General features: G+C 36.4%; 25 protein-coding genes. 10 read left to right on the forward strand and 15 right to left on the reverse strand.

Annotation, left to right across the window (positions count from 1 at the left end; genetic code table 11):
• Positions 1-54: 54 nt before the first annotated feature.
• From NY607_RS09615 to NY607_RS09665, 11 genes are all read right to left on the reverse strand, one after another.
• Positions 55-1,158, reverse strand: a complete 1,104-nt coding sequence (locus NY607_RS09615; protein ID WP_131520077.1) for a TFIIB-type zinc ribbon-containing protein — start codon at positions 1,156-1,158, stop codon at positions 55-57.
• A 14-nt stretch (positions 1,159-1,172) separates the two neighbouring features.
• Positions 1,173-2,504, reverse strand: a complete 1,332-nt coding sequence (locus NY607_RS09620; RefSeq protein ID WP_259419583.1) for an SPFH domain-containing protein — start codon at positions 2,502-2,504, stop codon at positions 1,173-1,175.
• A 162-nt stretch (positions 2,505-2,666) separates the two neighbouring features.
• Entirely contained in the window at positions 2,667-3,041 is a 375-nt protein-coding gene (locus tag NY607_RS09625; RefSeq protein WP_259419584.1) for a DUF423 domain-containing protein, read from the reverse strand.
• A gap of 11 nt (positions 3,042-3,052) precedes the next feature.
• The gene (locus NY607_RS09630; RefSeq protein ID WP_004225136.1) at positions 3,053-3,478 is read right to left on the reverse strand and encodes an acyl-CoA thioesterase; all 426 of its coding nucleotides are present in this window, start codon (positions 3,476-3,478) and stop codon (positions 3,053-3,055) included.
• Between the two features lie 427 nt (positions 3,479-3,905).
• Positions 3,906-4,370, reverse strand: a complete 465-nt coding sequence (locus NY607_RS09635; protein WP_237898112.1) for an STAS/SEC14 domain-containing protein — start codon at positions 4,368-4,370, stop codon at positions 3,906-3,908.
• A gap of 254 nt (positions 4,371-4,624) precedes the next feature.
• Positions 4,625-4,813, reverse strand: a complete 189-nt coding sequence (locus tag NY607_RS09640) for a hypothetical protein (RefSeq protein ID WP_054550360.1) — start codon at positions 4,811-4,813, stop codon at positions 4,625-4,627.
• 111 nt (positions 4,814-4,924) lie between these two features.
• On the reverse strand, positions 4,925-5,113 hold the full coding sequence (locus tag NY607_RS09645; protein WP_131520074.1) for a hypothetical protein: 189 nt from the start codon (positions 5,111-5,113) through the stop codon (positions 4,925-4,927).
• 572 nt (positions 5,114-5,685) lie between these two features.
• Positions 5,686-5,931 (reverse strand): DUF3953 domain-containing protein, encoded by a 246-nt coding sequence (locus tag NY607_RS09650; protein ID WP_131520073.1) that lies wholly within the window; start codon positions 5,929-5,931, stop codon positions 5,686-5,688.
• A 214-nt stretch (positions 5,932-6,145) separates the two neighbouring features.
• A complete protein-coding gene (locus tag NY607_RS09655) occupies positions 6,146-6,535 on the reverse strand; it encodes a VOC family protein (protein ID WP_131520072.1) in 390 nt (129 codons plus the stop codon).
• Between the two features lie 669 nt (positions 6,536-7,204).
• Positions 7,205-7,762, reverse strand: a complete 558-nt coding sequence (locus NY607_RS09660; protein ID WP_103118266.1) for a hypothetical protein — start codon at positions 7,760-7,762, stop codon at positions 7,205-7,207.
• Between the two features lie 265 nt (positions 7,763-8,027).
• Complete coding sequence (locus tag NY607_RS09665; protein WP_259419691.1) at positions 8,028-8,708, reverse strand: TraR/DksA C4-type zinc finger protein; 681 nt, start codon at positions 8,706-8,708, stop codon at positions 8,028-8,030.
• A gap of 235 nt (positions 8,709-8,943) precedes the next feature.
• Here NY607_RS09665 and NY607_RS09670 point away from each other — a divergent pair, with 235 nt between their 5' ends.
• The 5 genes from NY607_RS09670 to NY607_RS09690 all read left to right on the forward strand — a co-directional run bounded on the left by NY607_RS09670 (position 8,944) and on the right by NY607_RS09690 (position 13,868).
• Complete coding sequence (locus NY607_RS09670; RefSeq protein WP_048392575.1) at positions 8,944-9,573, forward strand: LysE family translocator; 630 nt, start codon at positions 8,944-8,946, stop codon at positions 9,571-9,573.
• Between the two features lie 74 nt (positions 9,574-9,647).
• Complete coding sequence (locus NY607_RS09675; protein ID WP_259419586.1) at positions 9,648-10,880, forward strand: MFS transporter; 1,233 nt, start codon at positions 9,648-9,650, stop codon at positions 10,878-10,880.
• Positions 10,881-11,786: 906 nt separating this feature from the next.
• Positions 11,787-12,125: a hypothetical protein gene (locus NY607_RS09680; RefSeq protein WP_048392571.1), complete on the forward strand. Its 339-nt coding sequence runs from the start codon at positions 11,787-11,789 to the stop codon at positions 12,123-12,125.
• Positions 12,126-12,528: 403 nt separating this feature from the next.
• Positions 12,529-12,918 (forward strand): spore coat protein, encoded by a 390-nt coding sequence (locus NY607_RS09685; RefSeq protein ID WP_131520069.1) that lies wholly within the window; start codon positions 12,529-12,531, stop codon positions 12,916-12,918.
• Between the two features lie 767 nt (positions 12,919-13,685).
• Entirely contained in the window at positions 13,686-13,868 is a 183-nt protein-coding gene (locus NY607_RS09690; RefSeq protein WP_202341031.1) for a hypothetical protein, read from the forward strand.
• A gap of 125 nt (positions 13,869-13,993) precedes the next feature.
• Here the strand turns inward: NY607_RS09690 and NY607_RS09695 are convergent, their stop codons facing one another.
• The 3 genes from NY607_RS09695 to NY607_RS09705 all read right to left on the reverse strand — a co-directional run bounded on the left by NY607_RS09695 (position 13,994) and on the right by NY607_RS09705 (position 19,553).
• A complete protein-coding gene (locus NY607_RS09695; RefSeq protein WP_259419587.1) occupies positions 13,994-18,124 on the reverse strand; it encodes a chitobiase/beta-hexosaminidase C-terminal domain-containing protein in 4,131 nt (1,376 codons plus the stop codon).
• Between the two features lie 63 nt (positions 18,125-18,187).
• On the reverse strand, positions 18,188-18,313 hold the full coding sequence (locus NY607_RS09700; RefSeq protein WP_259419588.1) for a hypothetical protein: 126 nt from the start codon (positions 18,311-18,313) through the stop codon (positions 18,188-18,190).
• Positions 18,314-19,043: 730 nt separating this feature from the next.
• Entirely contained in the window at positions 19,044-19,553 is a 510-nt protein-coding gene (locus NY607_RS09705; protein ID WP_131520065.1) for a ClbS/DfsB family four-helix bundle protein, read from the reverse strand.
• A 247-nt stretch (positions 19,554-19,800) separates the two neighbouring features.
• Here NY607_RS09705 and NY607_RS09710 point away from each other — a divergent pair, with 247 nt between their 5' ends.
• Both NY607_RS09710 and NY607_RS09715 read left to right on the forward strand, forming a co-directional pair.
• On the forward strand, positions 19,801-20,004 hold the full coding sequence (locus tag NY607_RS09710) for an RNA polymerase subunit sigma (protein WP_131520064.1): 204 nt from the start codon (positions 19,801-19,803) through the stop codon (positions 20,002-20,004).
• A gap of 174 nt (positions 20,005-20,178) precedes the next feature.
• The gene (locus NY607_RS09715) at positions 20,179-20,640 is read left to right on the forward strand and encodes a DinB family protein (RefSeq protein ID WP_048392558.1); all 462 of its coding nucleotides are present in this window, start codon (positions 20,179-20,181) and stop codon (positions 20,638-20,640) included.
• Positions 20,641-21,103: 463 nt separating this feature from the next.
• Here the strand turns inward: NY607_RS09715 and NY607_RS09720 are convergent, their stop codons facing one another.
• A complete protein-coding gene (locus NY607_RS09720; RefSeq protein WP_193767318.1) occupies positions 21,104-21,265 on the reverse strand; it encodes a hypothetical protein in 162 nt (53 codons plus the stop codon).
• Between the two features lie 398 nt (positions 21,266-21,663).
• On the opposite strand from NY607_RS09720, the gene NY607_RS09725 reads away from it, so the two are divergent.
• From NY607_RS09725 to NY607_RS09735, 3 genes are all read left to right on the forward strand, one after another.
• Positions 21,664-23,088: a VanZ family protein gene (locus NY607_RS09725; protein ID WP_131520063.1), complete on the forward strand. Its 1,425-nt coding sequence runs from the start codon at positions 21,664-21,666 to the stop codon at positions 23,086-23,088.
• A 233-nt stretch (positions 23,089-23,321) separates the two neighbouring features.
• The gene (locus NY607_RS09730) at positions 23,322-23,846 is read left to right on the forward strand and encodes a hypothetical protein (RefSeq protein ID WP_131520062.1); all 525 of its coding nucleotides are present in this window, start codon (positions 23,322-23,324) and stop codon (positions 23,844-23,846) included.
• Positions 23,847-24,141: 295 nt separating this feature from the next.
• The gene (locus NY607_RS09735; protein ID WP_131520061.1) at positions 24,142-24,876 is read left to right on the forward strand and encodes a class I SAM-dependent methyltransferase; all 735 of its coding nucleotides are present in this window, start codon (positions 24,142-24,144) and stop codon (positions 24,874-24,876) included.
• Positions 24,877-24,927 lie beyond the last annotated feature (51 nt).

Below are 24,927 nucleotides of genomic sequence, written 5' to 3' on the forward strand. Positions count from 1 at the left end.
AAAACAGTATCCCAAAAGGACAATAAGAGGCTCCTACTGGCATACTGTTTATTATTATTCAGACATAAAGAAATACCAAATCAGAGCGATTACTGCTAATGATAAAATAACAGCAATTGTTACACGAAGCGGTGAAATAGGTGCATTACCACCAACTCGACCCGTTTGTCCATTCACCATAAAGCGGTAAATCTTTTCCTTATAGCGGAAAGAAGATAACCAAATCGGTAACATTAAATATTTGTATGTAATATCATCATGGTTTGTGGAAAAGCGTAGATTGGATACTACATCCGCCCTATTTTCCCAACGGATTTTGGCCGTAATCTGCGCATGGAGATGATCATGGATTTCACTTTTTGCTTGGCTCCAGCCATCCTGCAAACCAACACTGTAACGCTCTGATAAAAATCCAGCTACATATTGAGGTTTATAGGCCTTATTATTAAGAAGATTAAATGGTTCAATTTTTCGCATCATGTCTCGATCATAGCGTGTTGTGGCACTCACTAAATGATCGTCTATAAATTCCTGATAAAACCCACTTGTTGAATACCAATCTGTTTCAGTATGCGTTTTACCATCTTTATCCGTAACCGTTCGATGTCGTCCATATCTTGCGGAGTATCGGGAGCTTGTTTTTGAATCAAACGTCCAATACGGGAGGTATACCCCTTTAAAGGCATCAGGCTTTGCACTTATTTTGGCAGCCTTTGGTGTAAACCATCGACCTTTGATCCATTTCTGAAAATGTTCTCCTGCCTGCTTATCCGTTACTTCAAAAGCACATACGCCATTGGGAGCAAGCGTATTTTCAGCGCTCGCTTCCATGACCTGATTTGAGCCGCAGTAAGGACAACTGTCAGCGACCTGCAGAGCATCATAAATTGTCTCGGCCGCGCAAGCTTTACAAATAACTGTTTTCTTCTCCACGCCCCAATTGAAATTCCCACGTTCCTCTGCTTTTAAGAAGTCCATTTCCTGTGCAACCTTTTCCTCTTCTTGCTCAGGGGTTGCAATTTCAGATTCAAATCCACAATACGGACAAGTCAGCTTACCTGTAGCAGGATTAAACTCAATGGATGCACTACAGGATGGACATTCCGCATCAAAGTCAAGCTTTACTTGTTTGACATGTTCAACTTCTTGCGTTGACATAGGTCATCATCTCCTTACTTGACATCCTTTTCATCAAAAACATCGCCGCATTCTGGACAGAATTTAGGCGGATTGGCAGGGTCCTCTGGTGCCCACCCACATTTATCGCATGCATAGAGTAAAGCACCAGCTGGTTTTTTAGAGCCACACTCGCTACAAAACTTTCCTTTATTCACCGCTCCACATGTACATGTCCAGCCCTCTTCCGCTGGTTTTGCTGCACCGCAATTTGAACAGAATTTCCCTGTGTTGTCATGACCACATGCACATGTCCATGTACCAGGTGCTTTGGCTGATTGATTTTGCATCGCAGCCTGAGCCATTTGCGCTTGCTTATTTTGCTCATTCATTTGATAAAGCTGACCAGCATTGACTCCACCTGCTTGTGCAGCCATATTCATCCCCATAAAGCCTGCCATAGCGCCACCATCATTGTTAGCAGCTGCAATCATCGCTTCTGCCTGAGCGCCTGTTAAATGGGCAGCAGCCATACCTGGATCACGCATAACCGCATTGCGTTGTAGTTGTTTTATCATGGCTTCGTCTTCCTCAGAAGCCTTTAGGGTACTAATCCCAAATGACACAACAGCTAAACCACGTGTAGCAAGCCACTTTTCTGATAATACCTTATTGAGTGCGTCTGCTAACGCAACCGTATGCGCAGGTATTTCACTATAACGAACGCCACTTGCTGAAATTTGTGCAAAGGCTGGCTGTAACGCTGTCATTAATTCTGATTTTAACTGGCTATCAATGGCCTCTCGCGTATATTCACGCTCTACATTTCCACATACATTTGTATAGAATAATAACGGATCAATGATTCTATAAGAATACTCACCATGACAACGAATGGCAATGTCGATATCTAATCCGATATTACGATCAATCACACGGAATGGAATTGGTGCGGGAGTACCATATTTATTGCCAACAATCTCCTTTTTATTAAAATAATAAACTCGCTGATTTTTAGCAGGTTCTCCACCAAATGTAAAACGCTTGCCTATCTGTTTAAATGTTTCCATAATGCCATGAGATAAATCTGAGCCATACATAATCGAAGGCTCTGTAGATGTATCATAGACATATTCCCCAGCTTCTGAAGAAAACTCTACAACCTTCCCCTGTTCAACAATCATCATACATTGCCCTTCATTGATGGCAATAATCGAGCCATTGCTAATAATGTTGTCATTTCCTTTATTTGAACCTCGTTTAGAAGTGCGTTTAATACCCTTAGTTACTAGAACATCTGAGGATAATGCCTCACAATAAAAATATTCACGCCATTGATCCTCTAAAACACCTGTTAATGCCCCAACGCCTGCTTTCAATAAACCCATAAATATTCCCACCTTCACATTGATGTTTAGCTTATTTTAACATCTCTTCATACTATGTAATACGCAAAATCAGACAAATTGTTTCATTTTCTTCCTATCAACTAAAAAACGAGAAGCGCCAATGATATAAATCATCAAAACGTTCTCGTTACTTTTTCTGTATTAGGATAAGGCAGCTATTATAACAAGCACCCACGCAACAATAAATAACATGCCACCAATTGGCGTAATCGCACCTAGCTTTTTCACACCTGTCACGGCTAGCACATATAGACTACCAGAGAAGAATACAATCCCTATAAACATTAAGTAGCCTGCCCAGGAAAGCAAGCTAGAGCTTCCTAAAAATGCAGCATTGGATAGAATGCCAAGGGCTAGAATCCCTAAGGCATGATACATCTGATATTGCACAGCCGTTTCCCAAATGGCTGCATAATGCGGTGAGGCAAACTTATCCTTGAGTGCATGTGCACCAAAAGCACCTAAAACAACACCAAGAGCTGCCAAAATAGCGCCTAAAGCTATAAACATTTCCATCTATTGTTCTCCTATTTTGCCTCGACGGCAATTTCTTTATATTTGGCATCCCAAGCTGGGTCAATCTTACTTAATGATACCGGTCGCAATGTATCCTTATGCGCAAGAATATGTACGGATTGAGCTGTGGCTGCTACCGTGCCATCCTCATGTAAAATTTCATAGCCATACGTCGTTCGTAAACGATCATGCTTTTCTACCCAAGTGCGCACCGTTGCCACTTGTCCATAATGCATGGCTGCTTTATACGAAATCGATAAATCCATCACTGGCGATACATAGCCATCTTTTTCTAAGGCAGCATACTCAAAGCCTGCATCACTTACAAGCTGGGTACGCCCAATTTCCATCCAAATAATATAGTTCGCATGGTACACCACGCCCATTTGGTCGGTCTCTGCGTACCGTATTTCAATCTGTTTCTCACTCACAAACATTTTCTTCACCTCGTCCTACATTATAGCGTAAAAATGTTGATTTGGTGGGGTTTTTGCTCTAAGGAAATTGGAACGGTGAAAAATAGAGCATTACTTTTCTTGGTATTTAAAATAAATATTGATTTTTCTAATATAAATTTTTATTCCATATAAACACTTTTAAGTGGGGTACTATTCGGGGTACCACTTTATGAATAATTATTAAATAAACATGCACGAGCAGGTACAAAACAACCAACAAAAACACCAAGTACTCATTTGAGTGCCCGGTTATTTGTTTATTGTTTCTGGAGTTTTATCAAAATTAAAGCCTTTAAACGATACAATTCTTAAAGAACCTGAAACTATTTTTTCTACATATGGAACTTTGCTACACAGTCTAGGTTCCAGCCATGTCATATCTCTTTCTGCCTTTAGATAAAGACTATTATTTTGTATACTCAACCAACCATTTGAATGCCAGTTCGTAATTATCGAAAAATTCAACAGACTCTTTTGTGTTGGATTGTTTTAAATGGTTCATTATCTCTCCCTCTTCAAGGAGAAACGCAATTGCTTTGCTGTGTTTTAGCATTGTTTTATTCAAGAACTTATCTTTCCATTCTTTTTGAACAGAAAAATGAGCTGGGATGTATCCTTTTCTATCTACCAATAATTTGTATTCTCTACCTTCAGAAATAAACTGTTGACAAATCTTTTCAAAATCATTAAACCAATCATGAACGTCTTCAATTTTTATTTGACCTATCAGGTGGGTAACAATTATATCTCCTGAAACTTCGGTGTTGACATTTTTTACCATCAACTTAGAATCATCTCCCTCGGTTTCTATTATGCATGAAAACCATATAAACTCAACGCTTACATTACCCCGCCTGCCGTTTACTTGCACTTTATAAAACTATATTCTGATTTAGACAATAAAAATAACGCTAGGCTTCTGGTTCCTTGCCCAATTTAGTTATCCATAAGAATCCCTAAACTGCTCAAAAGTGTATTTGTTCTCGTTCTTTATAGCGTCTATGAGAAAAAAGATAAAATAAAAAGCCATTCAAAATGAATGGCTCAATTACAAACTTAGTATTAAATTATTGCCCTAAAAAATATGACTTAGCTTGCCAACAATTTTGTTAGTGGCACTAAGATTTATTGTAATCGCTCTAAATCCTGATATTCTTTCATATAAGGACCATCTTCTGCAACAAATGAATGATACAATGCCTTTACTGCGAAATTTTTCTCTAAACCCATTTCAGATTTTAGCTTTTTTAATTCATCATGCAATGTTCGATGTTCATTTATAAGCTTTAGCATAACTGTCTTATTATATTTCATTACATCCGCCCTTTTTGTTTACAACATGAAAGCTATAATACACTATTTTCACTTATAATCGCAAGTACAGCCTTGAAAGAAGCAACAGCTGATTGTGTATATTCGGTCTTACTATACCTCACCATTACATTTTTTCTTCCACTCTTCATAACGCATAAAAGGCAATGTGACGGTTGGTGGCTTAACCTCTTTGTACGCTTTGGTGAAAGCTTGAATGTAAGTTAGTCCTAAGACAGTCAATACAAGAGGCCAATTGCCTTTGGTAGGTATCGTCCATGTAGTCTCTGCCTCGTTCGTCATTCAGGTAACTTCCATTCACCATATAAATCGTATGGCAACGGCACTGTTTATCTATGGAAGCAATTCTCTATCATCTCGGTGCTTTCGATTTCCACTTACCATAGTGATAGTAACCATCTATATTACTTTCTGACCATCTAACTACGAACCCTCGTATCAAGTGATGACAACCAGACTGTAGAGAGCCGTGCTGTTTTGGTCGCCTGTTCCTCAATGGCTAGATCAACTTGAGACCTCACTCAACCACCTTCTGTTCGGGCGACAACAATTCCTTTCTTTCTAGTCCATCCCATCACATTTTCGATTCTAATGGCCCTGTCTGTATAGCTTTCTCCAGCTTGTAAACTCTGTGCTATCTCGATGTTTATGCGCCTGATAATGTTGTTCCTATAAGGTTCAAAGACTTCGAGTAACATCAAGTCCGAAAACCAAGAGCTTTCTTTATTATTGGAGGTTCTACTCAAGCGAGTATACGAACTTGGCGATATGGAGGCCATTTAGGCAGACATTATCGATAAAAATGGTCAGTTACTCGAAAGTGGAAGAATAAATATCAAGGTATTTACAACTCCTTAACTTTGGTCATATAAAGCTGTGAATTGATACATTGAGAGATAAACCGCAAATAAAAATAACCCGATTAATAACCAACCATAAACTTTTCTCTCGCTCTGAAATGCTTCAATTCCTTTAGTTAACATGAATAAACCTGAGAAGAATACTATTAAAAAAATCAGATCGTAATCACGTGTTATAAGTAGGTAAGCTGAAAGAGAGACAGTAATGATAGCAAAAACAATTTGTAAAATGTTAAGCATAATATTCCACTCCTCTTTAACTATCATAACAAAAAAAGAAGTCGTGGAAATGATTGTAAATATCTAACCTTTAAATTTATTAAGATACCTAATCTCTTAAAAATTATGGACCGGCCGTGTATGTCTTGCCTCGCACATGTTTGTGAGGCGCAGGTCGTTCTTCGTTCTGTCTTTCCCTAATATTTAGATTTTTAATTGAAGTTCAATCATTTTTTTAAGATACTTCTTTGCAAATCATTAATAAATTCCCATCAAGATCTTTAAACACAAAATAAAAATTATCCTGAATCTCTGTAACAAGCTCAACATTATTTTCTTTCATAAATTGATAAGCAGCTTGAATATCATCGGTTAAAAGCTGAATTGATGGAACTTGGAAAGTGGAAATATCACCATCATCTTTTCTCCACTTTGGCATGGAATCTAAAATTAATCCAGCTGTACCTTTCATGGGTGCCACGAATAAATGTCCAAAATATTCTTCTCCCCCTTCCAAACCAAGTATTTTTCTGTACCATTCTTTTGCTTTCTCTAGGTTACGAACTGGAACAAACACACCGCCGATTTGGTTTTTAATTGGTGATCTATAATCAGGTGTAGTCACAATACTTCCTCCTTTAATAATTTATTTTCACTTTGGAATTCTACTTTTTCAATTCAACGTTATTTTCTACTATTCCTTCTTGCACTAACCTATATTATTTCTTGTCATTAGATAACAATATAGAGATTTAAATACTGCATAATATAAGAAAATTACATAGTAAATAAAAAAAGCCGCAGCGTCATCACACGTTACAGCTTATATTTTTATATTTATTTAAAACCTTAATCCACAATATCAATACTTTTTTTCCTCTTTTACTAGTGTCGTAAGTATAAAACGGTCTCCAGTAGCCATTTCAATCCCTGTACTTGCCCCACCCCCGCCAGCGAAATTGTCTACAATGATTTCTCTGATTAAGCTTAATTGTATGGAAGAGTCTGGGCTGTGTTATTATTTATATTCATTTATGCTCTCCCTAACTTATAACCATTATTAGGGTAAAACTTCACAATATATTTTTCATCATTATCACTTCTCACCCAATCATAACCTAGCATCTAAAGGGAGAACTACTTGATACTCACCAATAAAAAACACCCTATTTTGAACTGCACCCCAATTGTTAGACACAATGTAACAATTTGGGTGCAGTTCACTTTCAAATTTCAAAACCAATCTATAAATGCAAAAAGCCACACCTATTAGATGTGACTCGCAATAAAAGCTTTATGCTAATCTTAAAATGACAATAGACGCGCTGATAACTAGAATGTCAGGAATAACTAAATTTAATAAAGCTGTTGGGTTTGGATGAATATTTCTCAAAGTAAGAACATCCGATGAATTTAAAGTCGTTATTACTTGACCATTCTCCAAGTTACCAGAATTGTCTCCATAATTGGAACCGGCTATTTGGTTGTCGCCATTGAAAAGAGCAAATGCATTAGGGCCACCTGTAACAAACACCTCGTAGGTAATAAGATAAATACCCGTTTGATTTATAATGATAGGTGCTGTTCCTGGTACATGTGTTACAAACCCTGCAGGAGTAATATTACCATTTGTATTGAAAGTAACGGAACCATTATTCGGGATACCTGGTTGAGCAGTGGTATCATAAATATAAGCAAACCCTGGAAGACCTGTACCTAAAGGTTCTTGTGGTACCTGTACTCCTTGATGGATATTTTTGTTATTACAACTTTCTTCACAATCATCATGAATTCTGCTAATTCTTTTATTAGTTGGTTCCTTTTCACTTCTATTAAAATTGTCGAAACCCATTTTATCATCCTCCTTGTTTTTACATTATTCAATGAAGGGACAAATGAAATAGACAATTTTACTAAACCTTTATGGATTAATTATAAAAAGACCACTATATGAAGTGATCTTTTTAACAAGGAAATAATTTATTTTTCACATATTATTCTTAATAAAACATGTAAACTGGGGTAATATCTTTTCTCTTAAAATATATGGGCTGGCCATGTATGTTTATTAAAGCATTCATTTATAACAATTGCGCCTATCTTTTTAAATCCCACATTTAATCCTCTAAATAATCAAATTTTCTCGCGTGTTCTACTTCCTGAATGGAAACTTGGCGTGTTAATTCATCAGTTTCAGAGATATGGTATGAATCCCATTCGTCATTAACCGCAATTTCTTCAGGATCTTCATATAATTCATCATAATCTTCAAAATCCCCTTCAAAATCGGAAGGTGTTTCAGAAGTTCCATATTTTGCTACAACTTGAAACATATCTTCATAGTCATGAATATCATCCTTGTCATCACGGCCAGCAAAAGAATTGTCAACTGGAGGAAGCATCACTTGCTCTTCAACCGGTCGATCTGTTGGAACGTCTTTTGCAGTATGTTCAATACAAAAAGAGGTATAAGGCAGTGCCACCAATCGATCATATGGGATATCTTGTTGACAAACTTCACATACGCCATAGGAACCATCCTCAATCTTTTGTAAGGCCGTATTTACTTTTGCTAACTCATCAGTGTCATGGACTTTTAACGCCATATCTTTTTCACGCTCGTATAATTCGGTACCCAGATCTGCTGGATGATTATCGATTGTGGACAACCCATCAACAGAATCCCGTAAACTACCTCGTTCTAAATATTCATCATCTGTATCCATTCTTCGTTGGAGCGAGTGTTTTTGCTCAATTAACATATTTTTTAGCTTTGATATCTTCTTCTCATTTAGAATAGTCATCACGTCCTTTTCATTATTATGAACGAATTTGATTGAATTATTTGTTTTAAAGGATAAATTTAAAGACAAAAACGAAACTATATTCTTTGATAAATATGCTATATATAATTAGTTTAGCGTGCGATAAGGACATATTAAATCCGCATGTTTTTTATGCCCTTTTAGATTGTCCTAAAAGTTATGGCCTTCGAATAAAATGCCATTACATTTGATTATTGGAGGCTATTTTATGGATTCTATATTTACCTTTATCTTTTTAGGCATATCAATGGCTGCAACAATTGGACCTGTTAAGACTGTCCTATTGAATACAGGTTTAAAAAATGGCTTTTTTCATGCATGGTTTTTTAGTCTGGGTGCCATAGCAACTGACATTATCTATATGTTTATCGTATATTTTGGAATTGGCCAATTTATCAATTCCATCTGGTTAAAAACAATCCTTTGGTCCTTCGGCTGTTTTGTTCTTTTGTACACCGGTATCGAAAATTTACTATCGCTACATAAAATTGAGATGGATTCGAAAACAGGGAAAAGGACACGACTGAGACAATCCCTCATGACTGGATTTTTCATGTCTTTTTTGAATCCGCTAACCATCCTTTTCTGGCTGGGAATATACGGCTCCATACTCGCAAAAACGGCTGGTATCTCAACAGGGTATGAAATCATTTTGGTGAGTATCGCCATTTTGATGGGCATTATTTTTGTAGATTTTATTTATGCCTTTTTATCCAGTGTCGCTCGAAAATTATTATCTATACAGCTTTTGAAAACGGTCTCTTTTATCTCGGCCTTATTAATGATTGGTTTCGGGATCTACTTTGGGATGCAGGCTTACCAAGTGTTATTCCAATAAACTCACCGACAGCGCATAAAATAAACATGAAAGGAAACCATACCTTTTAAAAGAATATTAGTCGAGGTGTGGTAATGGACCAAGAGAAGGTTAATATAAGTGTCTGGTGTATTGTAAGTTTGACTTCTATTCCGCTCATCATGACACTTGGAAATTCAATGCTTATTCCCGTGCTCCCTATACTGGAGGATAAGGTCGGGATCACATCATTTCAGTCGAGCATGATCATAACAAGCTATTCAGTCGCAGCTATTTTTCTGATCCCCGTAGCTGGCTATTTATCGGACCGCTTTGGCAGAAGAATAGTGATATTACCAAGCTTAATTTTAGCTTTAATCGGTGGTCTGATTGCTGGATTTGCTTCATGGAAAATGGATGACCCCTACGCAATGATTATCGCTGGAAGAATTATTCAGGGAATTGGGGCCGCTGGTGCAATGCCGATCGTATTGCCTCTTGTAGGTGATCTTTACCAGGATGATGACGAAAAAATAAGTTCTACATTAGGGATAATTGAAACGTCTAATACGTTTGGGAAAGTGTTAAGTCCCATTTTAGGATCAATATTTGCTGCGTTTTTATGGTTCCTGCCCTTCTTTTCCATTTCAGCGCTTAGTTTGATTTCGATTGTACTAATTTTTTTCTTCGTTAAAGCTCCTAAAGATGATGATGAACCATTGAAGCTCAAAGAGTTTTTACGGAATACAAAAAAAGTTTTCAAGGAGGAAGGAAAATGGTTATATACCGTATTCCTTAACGGGGTCCTTGTGATGCTCATATTATTTAGTATGCTATTTTTCTTATCAGAAAACCTCGAAAAAGTTCATGATATAAAAGGGATTAAAAAAGGGTTTGTCCTGGCCATCCCGCTTTTATTACTTTGTATAGCTTCATTTATATCTGGTCGAAAAATTAAAGGAAACCTAGGAAGGATTAAAAAAATAATTATTGCCTCCTTGATTGCAATGTCTGTCAGTATTGTCTTTGTTGGGTTTACAAGTAAAAAACTGATTCTTTTATTAGTCGTTACGAGTATAGTGGGGATTGCTATTGGTGCACTATTGCCTGCACTTGACACAATTATTACTGACAATATTAGAAAAGAGTTAAGAGGAACCGTATCCTCTTTTTACAGCTCGGCACGATTTATAGGGGTTGCAGCAGGTCCTCCTATTATGTCACTTGTCATGAAAAATTATCTTCATGCCAGCTATATTACGGCAGGTGTTTTGGGATTCGTTCTCCTGTTTGTTGTCTTAAAGTTTATCAAAGTAGAAGATATTGAAAAAACTAATGAAATGGCATAAAAATAAAGAGCTTTAGATTGAATGACCTTATTTGAAAGCACATCGTTTATCCAGATCTCATACTAAAATAATTCCGCTTAAAAATACTTTTAGAAATAACTTATAAGAAGTAGTCTCTCGGCTACTTCATCATTTGTTGTCGTACTTGATCATTTCATGAGCTTCCAATAGCGCGTATGCTATCCCATCAAGCAATCTATGAAGTATTTCAACCTCTCTATCCGCATGCACTATCGAAATGCGCTTTTGCACCATTTCCTTAATTCGATCATTTAATGAATATATACGCCGTTGTAATTCCTGTATACAACTTTTGTGCCCACATGCCTTTGGTAATGTTGATTCAATCACTCCAATTTAGCTATTTTTATCAGCTTTCGTTACTGGCTGCCTTGCCTCCTCGATTGTTTCAGCCATCTTTAGTAACTGTTGTTTGCCCTGTTACATAGTTTCGTCCTCCTAAGTTATCATATACTACGTTTACTAGATTGACTTTAAAGGCATCAACCAATTCGAGCTGTAGCGTCTGCAAACACTACGGCTTTTTTTATGTATCTTTAATTGCAAATTAATGATTGCGTGTATCGCACACCCTTATTCGTTTGTGGGGCTAGTTGACCGTCACGGCCTCTCTCATGTTAGAGTCACTACCAATCCAGCGACACTAGTTTCTTTCCTCATATTGTTCAATAGCTCCACTATTAGATGTTCTACTAAGGTACTATGTCATGAGAAATAGGTTAACCTCCACTTACATACTTCGCATTGCTTACTAAACCAATCCACACTTTTCTTTAATTTATAGAAATGATTGATTAATAAGACTAGAGAGTATACAGAATACTTCATACTATGAAAATATAATCTGCAGATTATACAAATTTTGTTTATTTGGAGGTGAAATAAATGAGTTTAACTACTGGCCCAATTGAAAATACAGGAAATCAACCAGCTAATGCAGCTAGTGTTCGTGTCAAAATTCTTAACCTTACGGGAGGTTTATTAACTGGCGTAGTAAGAGTTTTTCGACTAGATGGGTCAAGACAATTATTATCAACAACTCCTTTTGCCGCTATTGCCAATGGTTCTACTTTTGTAACGCCTGGTGTAGTTGGAGCTCAATATGAAGTTGAAATTATTCCAAATCAAAATGGTGGAATATATAGCGTTTATGGACGAACAGCTTCAGGTGTAATTATTGCTGCCCAACGGTTTGTGAACTCCGAATTAACACAGATTCTTTAGAATTTAATGTTAAGATTATAAAAGAGGCTGGGACAAAAAGAAAAAATGTTAGACCAAGATATAATTGGTCTAACATTTTTTTGATTCAGGAAGGCATATTTAACTACTTGAAGTGAAAAAGTTAATATCTATTTTTATTATTTTTCAATATAATCGAGTTATGTCCCAGCCTCTTTCCATATTCATTCATTTACCCCCAGCTTGTCACTCCTTACAGCACATCTTCTTTCTGACATGAACTTCAAATTGTCCAGTTAATCCCCATGCATATCCCTATTTCACCCCTACTATTAGCTCCTAATGATTTCAGACCAGAAACTATTCTTCACTCTCCCCTCCTCAACGTCCAAACAACTGTATTTGATATGAATAAGATATTTAGAGAATAGGAGGTGACTATAAAATGGCATCATTTGAAATTGGGGCAAGAGGTCTTTTCAATTTTCGAAACGAACGCTTTTTCGTATTAGTTGAAGATGAAATTACAATTCCAGAAAAAGGTGTGGAGATTGATCCAGTTAATATCTATGAGATTGACCAACAAACTTTTGATTTTATCAGAGATGAAGGAGATACACCTTTAGTTGTACCACGTTTCAATCTTCCTCCTGTACCACCTGGATTTGAATTAGAACGAAAATGTATTTTTACAGTTGATAATTCATACTTTGTGATCTATGAATTAGAAAATGGCACTGATAACTTTGTTATTTTAAGAATCAGTGCAGCTTTATTTAACTCATTGAGAAATGCTGGTGTTCGTGAATGTATTCCTCAAAATTTTATTAATTAATAAAAAAATTATTATATTTATAGTAATGTTCAGCAAGAATCCTCTTCCTTGCTGAACATTTTATTCAAAGTGTACAGTAAAGTTTCTTTGTTTTTATGACACTCACCAATAAACATAGAATAGGTTAACTAAAAATACATTTTGTGTTAACCTATATACATACCATTATTTGGAGGTGTGTGTGTTGACTGACAAAAATAAAATATTACTTAGTTCGGTTGGCAGTTTGGCTTTATTTACTTTAGGAGGATACAGGATATTCACTAACAACTTAGAAGCTATGTCCATACTAGTAGCCTATATTTTCTTTATTTGTGGAGTTATAGGCTTTGTTTTTAATGTAGTAAGGTTGTCAAAAACCCCACGTACTTAGCATTGCTTCGTTGCAATGCTTTTTTCGTTTGCCATAGTCATTCATTCTTTCATCTGCACAAAAGTATGATTTAGTCGGGTTTTTGCTCTAAGGAAATTGGAACGGTGAAAAATAGAGGGATGCTTTTCTTGATAGTTAAAATAAATAGCGATTTTTCTAACATGATATTCACTACCATCTAAACTTCTATAAATCCTTTTAAGTGCGGTATACTTATAAATAATTTTATACATTAAGCATGAGTAGTTACTCTTATACATACAATGCGTCCCTGATTTACCTCCAACTGAAATAATTGTATGGAAAGAAAGGTTGGATGCTAATCTTTGATTAAAAGAAACTGCTTTGGGAGTGGAGTAAAAATTAGTACTTATTTAAATAAGGGGATGATCGATTGAAATATATTTCTGGTTTGATTGGATTTATTTTTATTGCCTTTGGCAGTTTACTAATGAATATCACTGAAAATGGAGAGACATTTACAAATGTAACATTAAAGATTTCAGGGTTCTTTGCTTTAATTATCGGTTTAAAATTTATTTTTCCAAATATGGGCTTTATAAAAAGTAAAAAATAACCAAGTATTCATATGGACACTTGGTTATTTTTTGATTAATCAACAACTTTCAGTGTTATAGGTTAATTAGCAAACAACCCAGCACTAAATCAATATAAACTAGTGCTGGATTATTTTTTTAGATACTACTTAAACTCAATTTCCTCTGCCGAAGCCCCTTTCGTATAAGTAATAGTAGCTCCATCGGGTAAATTTCGTATTTCTTTTACATTTTTTCCTTCGATAATAATTTCACCTATTTTCGTACCTTTAAAGTCAATAATCGCATTTCCTTTTTTGGGACTAATCGTTACTGTTTTATTCGCAAATCCTTCCCCATGGAATTCAGCATATTGACTAAACACTGCAATTCCATTTTTAATATTCGTATTTTTCCCTAACGATAGCGAAATACTTGGGCGATTCATGATTAGTTTACCAGTTTTGTAGTTATCAATATTGTATACATCTTCAGGTGTTATTGGAGTTGGTATTTCCTCATTCTCTGCCTTCAAATCAATTTGAACTAATACTGGGTCATGATCTGATGCACGGCCTTGTGCTTCTGTAAAGTTCGCATTTATATGAATCAAATCAATTTCTGTAACGTCAGCAAGCTTATTCGAAACTAAAATATGATCCAACACTTGATTGTTTCCTTGGAAGAAGTACGTAAAACGATCTTGCTCTGGGGCTTTATCTATCATATTCGTTAAAACATCACCCTTTAACGTTTGAAGAGCTGGTGTGAATTCAAAGTCATTCATGTCCCCTGCTACAATGATATTTAAATCTGGATTAATGGCAAGCCCTTCATCGATAAAGTCATTAATGGCTTGAGCAAGCTGAATACGTTTCTTTACTGATTCTAGCACTGGTGGCTGAGTTGGTCCCCAAAGTGAACCATCTCCACCTTTAGAATTTAGGTGAGCTCCGATAATCACTACACGTTCTTTCTGGAATTCAAATTCGGCTGCAATTGGTTTTCGTGTATCTACAAATTTTGATGGATCAACAAAGCCAGGATTTAAAGCGAGGCTTCCATCTGCTGTCCACGTATTGGTTTGGTCACCCATCCCTTTTGTACCTGACACTAATGAAACACGTTCTGGATTATATAGGTAGCCTACACGAATATTACCGCCAGGTGCACCACCTACTGTATTGTTAATTGGCATGACATCAATCCAATCATACGCAGGACCACCCGCAGCTTTAATTGCCTGAATTAATCGCATGTAGCTTTCCGATGCATCTGCATTTCCTGAATCGGTTTGTCCATCATTATCTTGAACTTCGACTAATGTAATAATATCTGGTGATTTCATATTATTCACAAATGTCGCTGCTATTCTGGCTACTTTTTCGTTCGATGTATTGGCAGGATTATTTGAAAAGTTTTCGATATTATAGGAAGCGACATTTAACTTGTCCGCTACTGGTTCAAGATGCGTCACTTCTTGCTGAAGATTCGCTTTTGTCACTTCTGGGAAGACTTTATTTGTGTTCAGTCGATAGCCATCTGTAAAATTCTCTACAAATCCGATAAGGGCATCATTAAAACGATCACCTGAATCATAATTTTTACCAGCTACCCCTTCAAGCATAATTTTTTCTGGGTTATAATCATCGGCTGCTATATTTAAACCACCATTCACATTGAATGTATTATTAGTTGTGATCGGTACAACAATTGGAGAATCGTTATTATAAATCGGTCCTATTACTCTCGCATCCGGGAATGATACCAGCATATACTCGATAGATTCCCAAAAATCGATGCCATCTTCTTGTGGGTCAAAAATTGCAAAACTATCATTATCGATAATTTTATTTGGTGGCAACAGATCCTCCCCTATCACAAGGGCTTCTGGAGTTCCTGCTGTACCTGTTTTTGTAATATTTGTTGCTGCAATTTGTGTATCTGTCAATCGAGAGTTGCCACCCGCCTCTACTACATTTCCTGAAACGTCAATAACGTCCCCTACTGCTACATTATGTCCTGTCTTATTTACTTTGATAGCAGTTGATTTTACGCCATCAAATGACGACTCGTTTTCTTGCATAATAAAGCTAGTTGAATTTAAAACAAATGTTACAATTCCCGCCACATCATTTACTGTTAAATCGACATATGGTGATTTATGGCTTGCCCCTTGAATATCGCTAATCTTGGCATTTTTAGTATCTATAATTTCATAAACAAATGTAGCCATTGCACTGTTCGTTAAACCTTCTTTTACCGCAATCGCTTTAATTGTCATTGGTTTATTAACAAGGATTTCCTCTGTATACTTCGTACTAGCAGTTGTTGGTGTTGAGCCATTCACTGTGTAATAAATCGTTGCACCTTCTGTCACTGTAGAAAGCGAAACCTTCGTGCCAGCTGTTACGCCTCCGACGTGAGAAGCTTTGATATCCTGGACCTTTGTTACATCTTCAATAACGCGAAGAGGGAGCAATTGATGGTTTGTATATTGACCAACAATCCCTGTAATCTCCCCATACGTTTTTCCACTCACTAAACCAGAATCTCTTGTTTTATCGTAAATAGCAAATGGGCCAGCTTCATCAGTTCCTGTAAAGTTTTGACCCGAACCAGTAACGGTCACATTTTTAATTGTAACTAGTTTCGATTCATTGTCTTCTGCCACCTCATTACTTTTAATAAGATGTGGCTCTGGTGTTGTCGAAGGAACAGGCATACCAACAAGTGAAATATTCGTTAATTGCTTTAGACCGCTATATTCATCTACTCGTCCTTGAACCGTCACTCGATCACCGACATTTGCGGCAAGACTATCCACAGGATAAATGGCTATCGCCACCCCATCTTCATCTTGAATGTGGGCTGTAGCCGTTTCTAATTTTGCTGTCACGATCCCTGATACGATAACAGTTTGCCCGATTTCTTTATTACGAGCTTCCGTAATGGATATAACAGTTGGCTCTTCTTTAACCGTATAATCAAAGGAAGCAATGTCACTATCGTCTAGGCCTGTTGCAGTAGCAAATGCTTTTATAGTCATGGCTTCATTTACAACAATCCCCGCTGCTGCATCATAAACCTCACTAGCTACTGACGGTTCAGAACCATCGGTTGTGTAATAGATGGTTGCATTTGGTGTATCTGTAGACAATGTTACTTTCGTTCCTGTATAAACTTCGCCTGTTACTGGTAAAGCCTTAATATTCTCTACTTGTGTTGGCTCATAGTTTGATACTAATTGGAAGCTTTCCGCGCTTAACGTTTTTAATTGATAGGTCCCGTTAAAAGTTGACGCAATCCCTGTCACTGTGATGACATCATTGTTATTGAAGCCATCTGCTTCAAACTGAGAGAACTGATAGCCTGTACGGTTATCATGGCGAATTAACAGCTCGTTATTTGCTGCATCGACTGCTTTAAATTCAAATGTACCATACGTACCAGATGGCGCTAAATCTTTAATCTTCACATTTTCAAGTGTGATTAATCTTCCTTGTGTGCTATCATCCGCAATCGGTAAATTTACTGTCTGCGGTGTAGGTGCCGTCCCTGTAGAAATCCGTTCAATTATTGGTGAATTAAACTGAACTTCTCCACTATATAAACTAGTTTTCCCTGTGATGCTGACAATATCTCCAACAGCTAAGCTCCCTGCTTCTGCAGAACTAGAGAAGACATATATCCCTGCTGTCTCATCCTGTACATAGAAGGCCTTGCCTCCCCAGCCACCAGGTGTTGTCGTAACCGTCCCTTGAATTTGAACTGTGCGGTCTGTTCCAACAGCTGCACGAGCTTCGGCAATGGTTACTTCAGTCTCGGGAGGATTTGGTTCGGTTGTATCGTCCCCAACAAACTCCATTGAAGTTGGTGATTTTAGCCCTGCATGGTTACTAAAATATTTTTCTAGTGAACCTGTTATTTTAACTTTTTTCCCAAGATTACTTGGGTTAGTAAATAATCCGAAATTGGCTCTATAGGAGCTTGGCAATTGAATATACAGCATTTTCGTGACATCTGTTTCATCTGGTGTATCAGCAATCGCAATATTTGTGTCACTATCTGCTATCACAGAATAAGAAGTTTCACTTTTGGCGAACCCTACTATATATCCCTCTACAGTAACATTACTCTTTACTGCGGTTGGATCAAATTGATTGACCGCTTCCCCCACGCCAATAGCTTCTGTCGTTTCGGCCTTTACAACTGTGAAGTAAGGTGAAATCATAGAGATTACAAGTAAAAATGATAACGCTATTTTGATAACGACATTACATTCATATTTCTTCATTCGCTTAGCTCCTTATGATTTTAGTCTAACATAATCTTTTCCTTAGGTTTTACATGGAAGTTATTATTCAATTACTGTGCTCCCTACAACGGTTAACCCATCTAAAGAGAGGATTACATTCGGCGCATAAATGATTAAATCCCCCGAAATAGTACCTGTACTACCAGATGGCATTAAAGAAATTCGCATTAAAGCTTCTCCAAAATACAGATGATTAGTTTTTTTCGGGTTTAAATATACCATCATAGCACGATCATTAAATTATTAATCTTTTTATAAAATTGTGGCGAGCGCTGTACATCCTTGTACTTGGTGTTACTACAACCGCTGAAGCTGTTAATGCGTTCAAATACTTGGATTTCCCCACTTACTCATACTTTGCGTAATCCCTCCCTATTCCTGTTTAGTAAAGATAAGTTTTAAATCCTCTTAACAAAATTATCGGTAATTATCAAACAATACCAAAATATTGTTTAACATAATAATTTTAACAGAAAAATAATAAATACTTTGTTATTTAATATGAATATTCTAAATTCTATGTAAAATAGTACATATTTATCTTTTACAATAGTCATTTGAATAGTAGTTTTATATTATGTAATTACATTTCCGTATGAATAAAAAGCGCCAATGTACCAGCTTAGCTCTGTCAGCATAAAAAAACTTCACTTTTGTAGAGAAGGACTGACATGGATAAGTGTTATCTTTTCTTAGAGTGGTCACCATAATAGCAGCTCGCTGAAAGATTGTTGCTTGACTGATTCCCTTCCACCTCCTTCATATGAAGCATCGAGATACAGTAAAACGTACCATAACCCATCGCACTTGTTGTCATAGTGGATAATAAAAAGCCCTCCATTTGTGGAAGGCTAAAGTCAATTCGTTTGGTTTGTTATAGTAAGGAACATCTAATCTTTTAAAGGTTCATCTTCTTCCATTTTCGAATTTTGGTTCTGAAATTTGTAAATGGAGCAACTGAGTTAATATGAACCCATTTCCAAACAGGCCAATTAGCTTGTGTTTTTGCCCATCGTCTTTGATCAACTTCAAATAATTCCTTTTCTGAAAGGGTATTTAACCACTCACATAAATGATTGACAGCTTCATTAAGCATTGATTGTTGTTCCTTCAAAGAGTACTCTCCGTATTGTTGATAAAAAGAGTTATACAATCCACTTAGATTATTCCATTTATAGCCTTCTGCAGGTGTATGTACTTCTTCGCCCTTTTGTTCTTTTTGCTCCCAGTGAAGCAAAAGATTTATCCAACCAAGTTGATAAGAAAGATTTTCAGACGGCGTTTTATCAACTTCTTTAATCCGTTTGTTTTTCAAGATTTCTGGTATATCATGAAATTCGGCAATATATTTTTTATACTTTTCGTTAATCGTACTAATCAATTCTTCTTTGTTGGCATACTGTCTCACTCTATTTCCGTCCCTTCCACCTATTTCTTAAGTTCAGTCTAACATAACGCGAATACGCTAATTTTGAAATTTTTTTTAAAAAAGTTGTTATATGGTAAGTGTTACCTTCTATTTTTTCGGTGGATGTATAAGTAACCAAAATTTACACACACTAACCTTGAGTGTATCACCCATAACGAGTGAAACAGAGAGTTTTATTACGTTCTTCTTTTCTTATGTGTGATGATTAATAATAGAGGTGCTTGAAGTGACTACATTCGGAAAATGCTTATATATCGCATTCTTTATCATTATTTTTTTATTTACAACCATTTGGAATTATAGTAAAAATGGTCATTGGGCTTTGCTAGAAAATTTATTCTTTGCCTTTTGGGTGGCCAGTTTCTTATTCATGGCATTACTACTCAGAAGTAAAAAAGAAGAATCGGAAAAAGCTGAAAATAGAAGCTGATTTGCCTGTTTTAACTAGTGTTAAAATCCGCATCTATATTTGCTGTAGCTCTAATAAGCTGCAGCTTTTTTATTGTTGCATTCATAAAAGCTAGTCAGAACTACTATTTTATCGGTATATTAAAACTTAAAATGTTATACTATTCAATAAATTACTTTGAAGAAAGGAACGTGAATGATGGAGGCGAAGACCATTTTGTTAGATCAACTTTTAGCTAATGCAAATGACCCAAGTTGGTATATCTCATTTTCTGAAGTCGTAGAAGGGTTATCTGAAGCAGAAGCCTTTTGGAAACCTGATTCTTCTAGCCATAGTATGGCTGAAATTGTCCAGCATCTAATCTACTGGAATGAAATTTGGCAAATACGGTATCGAGAAAATCAAGTGAAGGCTCCTTCGCAAACAAATAATGCGAATACGTTTCTAGTTAAAGAGGAGGTAACTTTCTATGAACTAAAAGAAAAGCTATTACATATCCTACTTACGTGGCAAGAATTAATTGAGGAAGAACAACTTTTATCTATCGTAAATGGATTCCCTGTGAAGGCGCAATGGTGGGCCATCATATCTAATGCTGCTACTCATAATGCCTATCATATTGGACAACTCGCTTATTTACGTAAAATGGAAAAATAGACATTTATATGCTATACTCTTAAAATAGGACTACTGTTAATAGTCCTATTTTTATTTGTTGCCGCTTATTTAACTCAAATAACACCAAAGGGAGATGCATGTGAGCCTAGAAGAAATTACACAGATCTATTCATTTTTCTTAACAACGCCACTTATAGTAAGGCTAGTTGTATTTAATTTTATTTTTAAAGCCCACAAACATACTATGGTTATTTTATTGGATGCGATTGTTTTAGTATCAACCACTATTTGGTTAATATTGATTAGAGAGGTCATTTTCCCTCTGCCTTCGTTAATTTTAAATGTATTTAGCGTACTCTACATCCTATTGATTATTGACATTTCTCTCAATTATTATCGCTTAAAAAGGAAGAGCTCCTTGCAGTGAAAAGCCCAATTTATACATATAAACAAGCTCCAAATAAAAGAAAAAAGCATCTTTTTTCAAGATGCTTTGCTCTTACTATTGGGGCAATTCTTCTGGTGTTTTCTCAAATTCAAGTATATGTCCATCAACTTTTGCTCTTTCTAGTTCCTCAATAAATTCTTCCTTACGTTCTTCAAGTCTGGAGTCAAGTGTGTTTTGATAACCCGGAAATAGATTGTAATCTACTGGTTTCCCCATAAGTTCACCTCTTATTCTCAGCTTTTTTATTTATTATAGGGTATATTGATATTTTCTGACAATTGTTTATGTCAATTTTGATTACAAGGACTGACAAGACAATACAACGGAAGTCTTATAAAAAATGCCTACCTATACTTTATTGCCCATAAAATTATGCTGATAAATCGAAACAGCAAGGTTTATCTTTGCCTCTAAACGTGCAATTTTCATAAACTTTGTTGATAATCCCTAGACTGTTCCTCCCCTTTTTTACGGAAAATAAAAGCATTTTCCCTCAATTAGGTATACTACAAAATCTTAAGAAATCTTCATAATTTTTCTCAATAATTATTAATAATTACCATTTACAATAAGAAAAGTCGACAATAGATTAACATAGTTAGGAGCATCTTGTCTTGGGCGTTACAGATATTATGAATAACATTCGAATTTTAATGTTACCAGTCATCCTTATAGTTGGTGCAGAGTTCTTACTTATTGGACTTTATTATTTCCTCTATCATAAAAAACATCAGTCAAATCGAAAAAAAACAAACTTTAAGCAACTGATACTTGTAGCACTCTTTATCGGCTATATTGTATTTGTGTGTGAACTAACGATTTTTGGGCGTGGTTCTTCCCATTTCATGCAAATGAATCTCCAACCATTTAGTGGCTATATAGATGCATGGAAGAAATACTCGTTACGTGATCTTCAAAATTGTATTTTTAACATTTTAATGTTTGTGCCACTAGGCATTTTCTTACCTTTACTTTTCTCTAAATTTAAATTGTTCAAATGGCTTCTTCCTGTAGTGGTGATGGCAACCTTATCCATTGAAACGTATCAAACACTTACAGGAGCAGGGATTTTCGAGCTTGATGACTTAATCAACAACTCGCTTGGTGGGATTATTGGATACCAGTTATATAGACTAGGATCTTCTATTGTTCAGCATAAAAAAATAAAAATGAAAAGTTTGATCGGAAACCTAGCCATTCCTCTCATGATGGGTTTGATTTTTATTGGCATGATGATTGTCTACGCTCAACAGGAATTTGGTCATTTAGCAATTAATGCCTACACAAAATTAAATATGTCGGATGTTGATGTAACCACCTCATTAGATTTACATACAGCATCTACCGTTGCCCCCGTGTATAAAAAAATAATTCATACAGATGAAGTTGAGACTTTGTTGCAAAAGAAATTGGATTTATCAGAGTTAAGTCGGCAGGATATTCGTGGTGATCGTGAGCTCTTATTGAAAGATAAAGCCGAGAACTCGTATACGCTATTTATTAATTCAGAGGGAAATTGGTCGCTAACAGACGATCTTTATACGCCCGTGCAACCTTCTTTAGCTGTGCAAGAGACACTTGTGAAGAAGGCAAAGAGTATGATGGATGAGCTTTCTCTCCTTCCTAAAGATGGGGAGTTTACAGCCTTGGATAATGGCGTATTTGAATGGACGCTTCCTGACCAAGCTGAATTGAACCAAGATTATTGGCTTGGTGAGGTAGAGCTCGGTTTGAAACCAGATGGTAGTTTGTATTCATTATCGTATAATATTCATGAGCATCAATTGATCCGTGAAGTAAATATTTTGTCACCTGCAGAGGTGTATGAGCGAATTAAGAAGGGCGAATTTCCACAGATAAAATATAATGCACTCGTAACAGAAGAAGAACTGTTGATAAAAAAAGGCGATCAGCTTACTGTCGATTTAATAGAGCTCTCGTATATGTATGATACAAAAGATTTCTATCAACCCATATACAGAGTTTCTGGTACATTCAATGGAAAAAGTTGGTTCACCTTGATTCAGGCGAGAAAGTAGCTTTTTTAATACCGCTAACTAAGGAAAGCCCAGACTTGATACTTGGCTTTCTTTTTATATGAGTTGAAATAACATCTCAAACTTTGGAATACTTCTAACAAAATGGACACCATCAACAAGTAACTACTTAACAGAAAAATACTAGTGTTTTTAGGTTTTATCTAATCTGTAGCCTAGGTGCCGGTAGAGTTGAATATAATATTTATATTGAGAGCATAGAGGAGGGTTAGAGAATGTTCGGTAAACATACATGTCAGAACTGTTGTCCAAATGAAATGAAATATTCCCCAAAAATTGTTGCGCTTCTTGGTCCTGTTGTTCCTGTCCCTTCACCAGATCGAAGTGCTTTAGCGTATGGATCCCTTAGAGGAGATACATTGGGCCTTTTATCACCTGATCCAATACCCGTCACTTTCCAAGTGGTTGGTCCGCTATCAAATGTTACGGTTAGCCCATCTGGGAATGAATTGGTCGTTCAAAATGACGGTGTCTATCAAATCACCATTTCGATTAATGCGCAAGCAACAGCAGCCCCTGATCCTGATCAACCATTTTTCACAGTTAGCATTACCGTCAATGGTCAACCGATTTTTCTAAACGGCATTGCAGTCTTTAATGTTGTCAATAGAAGTAGCTCGGCCTATGTGGTCCAAGCTACATTAGCCGCAGGGGATGTGGTGGGAGCCAGTGCAGCTTCAGATTCCTTCGTCGCTAGTTATGCTAACCGCTCCTTAACGATTGTTCAATTAAGTGGTTAGATTAAAAGTATATAAAGGACAGTAGCTCTCATCTCTAAATTTTAGAGATGGGATCTTTTTGATTTGACGAGGAGTGTATTCGGCTTCCTCTAATACTTCATTATTTATTTCTTACTCATAATCAAGTGACGCCAAGTCTGTTCTTCTCCTATTTTTTAGGTACGCCTGAATGATCATGTGTTATAGTAAAAAAAATAGTTACATGAGGTGGAACAATGGTTAGAAGAAGATAGCTAGCCTCCTAGGTTGTCAGTAGATTTAGGGGGCGAATTTAATTGATAGGAGTGTTCTATACATGAAACAAAATAAATATGATGAAATCAATTTCTTTTCCGAATATGAAAAAATGCCACGTTCCGTTCAAGGACTAGACGCGGCAGGTGAATGGCACGTATTAAAAGCACTTCTTCCAGATTTCCAGGATAAGACCGTACTTGATCTAGGCTGTGGCTTCGGCTGGCATTGTCGCTATGCCCGTGAACAACAGGCAAAATCAGTAATTGGTGTGGATTTATCAGAAAAAATGCTGCAAAAAGCGCAGGAAAAAACGAATGATCCTTTTATTACCTATTTAAAGATGCCGATCGAAGATATCCATTTCTCCGCTTCTCAATTTGATGTAGTAATTAGTTCATTAGCGATTCACTATGTACAATCCTTCGAAGCACTTTGTAAGAAGGTTTATGCTTATCTAAAACCTAATGGTTCATTTGTCTTTTCTGTAGAGCATCCTATATACACATCACGCAATGAACAAGATTGGGTCTACGATGAGAATGGCAACCGCCTGCATTGGGCAGTTGATCATTATCAGATAGAAGGCATTCGAGAAACGACCTTCCTTACCGAAAATGTTATTAAATACCATCGCACACTGTCTACTTATATGAATGTCTTAATACAAGCTGGATTTACGATAAGTGCGGTGAAGGAACCTATGCCTTCAGAGGAAATGCTAAAAAATATTCCGGACATGCAGGATGAACTACGGAGACCTATGTTTTTAATCATTGCAGCTGAGAAAAAATAATCACTGTGTGCTTAGGCAATATGGATCGGGTATCGCTAAGTATACAGCTAT

The sequence above is a fragment of the Lysinibacillus sp. A4 genome (assembly GCF_024919535.1).
Classification (GTDB): domain Bacteria; phylum Bacillota; class Bacilli; order Bacillales_A; family Planococcaceae; genus Lysinibacillus; species Lysinibacillus capsici.

Bases quoted from the DNA above. Each gene is read 5' to 3' on its own strand.
- NY607_RS09645 (WP_131520074.1), bottom strand. From the start codon at position 5,113: ATGACGAACGAGGCAGAGACTACATGGACGATACCTACCAAAGGCAAT.
- NY607_RS09640 (WP_054550360.1), bottom strand. From the start codon at position 4,813: ATGAAATATAATAAGACAGTTATGCTAAAGCTTATAAATGAACATCGA.
- NY607_RS09735 (WP_131520061.1), top strand. From the start codon at position 24,142: ATGAAACAAAATAAATATGATGAAATCAATTTCTTTTCCGAATATGAA.
- NY607_RS09680 (WP_048392571.1), top strand. From the start codon at position 11,787: ATGAGTTTAACTACTGGCCCAATTGAAAATACAGGAAATCAACCAGCT.
- NY607_RS09715 (WP_048392558.1), top strand. From the start codon at position 20,179: ATGATGGAGGCGAAGACCATTTTGTTAGATCAACTTTTAGCTAATGCA.
- NY607_RS09685 (WP_131520069.1), top strand. From the start codon at position 12,529: ATGGCATCATTTGAAATTGGGGCAAGAGGTCTTTTCAATTTTCGAAAC.
- NY607_RS09625 (WP_259419584.1), bottom strand. From the start codon at position 3,041: ATGGAAATGTTTATAGCTTTAGGCGCTATTTTGGCAGCTCTTGGTGTT.
- NY607_RS09670 (WP_048392575.1), top strand. From the start codon at position 8,944: ATGGATTCTATATTTACCTTTATCTTTTTAGGCATATCAATGGCTGCA.
- NY607_RS09695 (WP_259419587.1), bottom strand. From the start codon at position 18,124: ATGAAGAAATATGAATGTAATGTCGTTATCAAAATAGCGTTATCATTT.
- NY607_RS09650 (WP_131520073.1), bottom strand. From the start codon at position 5,931: ATGCTTAACATTTTACAAATTGTTTTTGCTATCATTACTGTCTCTCTT.
- NY607_RS09615 (WP_131520077.1), bottom strand. From the start codon at position 1,158: ATGTCAACGCAAGAAGTTGAACATGTCAAACAAGTAAAGCTTGACTTT.
- NY607_RS09675 (WP_259419586.1), top strand. From the start codon at position 9,648: ATGGACCAAGAGAAGGTTAATATAAGTGTCTGGTGTATTGTAAGTTTG.
- NY607_RS09730 (WP_131520062.1), top strand. From the start codon at position 23,322: ATGTTCGGTAAACATACATGTCAGAACTGTTGTCCAAATGAAATGAAA.
- NY607_RS09660 (WP_103118266.1), bottom strand. From the start codon at position 7,762: ATGGGTTTCGACAATTTTAATAGAAGTGAAAAGGAACCAACTAATAAA.
- NY607_RS09620 (WP_259419583.1), bottom strand. From the start codon at position 2,504: ATGGGTTTATTGAAAGCAGGCGTTGGGGCATTAACAGGTGTTTTAGAG.
- NY607_RS09700 (WP_259419588.1), bottom strand. From the start codon at position 18,313: ATGCGAATTTCTTTAATGCCATCTGGTAGTACAGGTACTATTTCGGGG.
- NY607_RS09630 (WP_004225136.1), bottom strand. From the start codon at position 3,478: ATGTTTGTGAGTGAGAAACAGATTGAAATACGGTACGCAGAGACCGAC.
- NY607_RS09720 (WP_193767318.1), bottom strand. From the start codon at position 21,265: ATGGGGAAACCAGTAGATTACAATCTATTTCCGGGTTATCAAAACACA.